Here is a 1,113-nt window from a genome sequence, read left to right on the forward strand (position 1 = left end):
GGCGGCCGCGAAAACTGAGTGCAACACCTGACCTTTCCGGTACGGTGCTGCCCCTATGTCCTATTCCGAACTCAGCGTTGAAGAGCGCGCGATCATTCAGCTCAGTCAAGCTCAAGGCTTCACCCTGCGCGGCATTGCTCGCCTGATTGACAGGTCGCCCTCGACCATCAGTCGAGAGCTGAAGCGCAATCGAGGCAGTAGTGGTGCTTACTCGGCCCGCTGCGCCCAGCGACAGATGAGCATTCGGCGCCAGGTTTGTCGCCCTAAGCGCAAGCTTCTGCCGGGCAGTGAGCGCTTCGAGTTGGTGACCCATATGTTGCGTGAGCGTTTGTCTCCTGAACAGATTGCCGGCAAGCTGCGCGGCATGAACATTCCCAGCCTCAGAGATGCCTACGTCTGTCGAGAGACGATCTACAACGCGATCTATGCCTTGCCGGTCGGCGAGCTGCGCAAGGAGCTGATCATCTGCCTGCGCCAAAGCAAGGCGACGCGCAGACCGCGCTCTGGCGGCGTGGATCGGCGCGGCCAGATTCCGGAGATGGTCAGCATTCACGTGCGCCCGCCAGAGATCGAAGACCGGCTGATGCCGGGGCATTGGGAGGGCGACCTGATCAAGGGTAAGGCCAACGCCTCGTCGGTAGGCACGTTGGTGGAGCGCACCAGTGGCTACCTGATGCTGGTGAAGATGAACGACGCAACGGCGACCTCGGCGATGGAGGGCTTCAGTGCAGCGCTCAACGGCATGCCGCTGGCGATGCGCAAGAGCATGACCTACGACCGAGGCCGGGAGATGGCGCGGCATGCTGAAATCACCCAGCAGACCGGGGTCGCTATTTATTTTTGTGATCCGCACAGCCCATGGCAGCGCGGCAGTAACGAAAACATCAACGGCCTGATCCGCCAGTACCTGCCCAAGGGGACTGACTTGTCGGTACACAGCCAGGAGCAACTGAATGCCATCGCCCTGCAACTGAATATGCGCCCCCGTAAGCGCTTCGATTTCAAATGCCCGATCGAAGTCATGGGAGAGGTGATGCAGGAAGCCTTGGCTATGCGGCATGATGCTCCGGCTTCAATTCAATAACCGTGTTGCACTCAGCTCCTGCAACCGCC

Annotated in this window: 1 protein-coding gene; it reads left to right on the forward strand. The window is 60.2% G+C overall.

The features are described 5' to 3' along the window. The first annotated feature begins 55 nt into the window (after positions 1-55). Positions 56-1,084 carry an IS30 family transposase gene (locus tag M5G20_RS29435; RefSeq protein WP_273922020.1) on the forward strand — a complete coding sequence of 343 codons (1,029 nt, stop codon included), beginning with the start codon at positions 56-58 and terminating at the stop codon, positions 1,082-1,084. Positions 1,085-1,113 lie beyond the last annotated feature (29 nt).

The organism is Pseudomonas sp. TNT2022 ID1044 (genome assembly GCF_028656895.1).
Classification (GTDB): domain Bacteria; phylum Pseudomonadota; class Gammaproteobacteria; order Pseudomonadales; family Pseudomonadaceae; genus Aquipseudomonas; species Aquipseudomonas reinekei.

Bases quoted from the DNA above. Each gene is read 5' to 3' on its own strand.
- M5G20_RS29435 (WP_273922020.1), top strand. From the start codon at position 56: ATGTCCTATTCCGAACTCAGCGTTGAAGAGCGCGCGATCATTCAGCTC.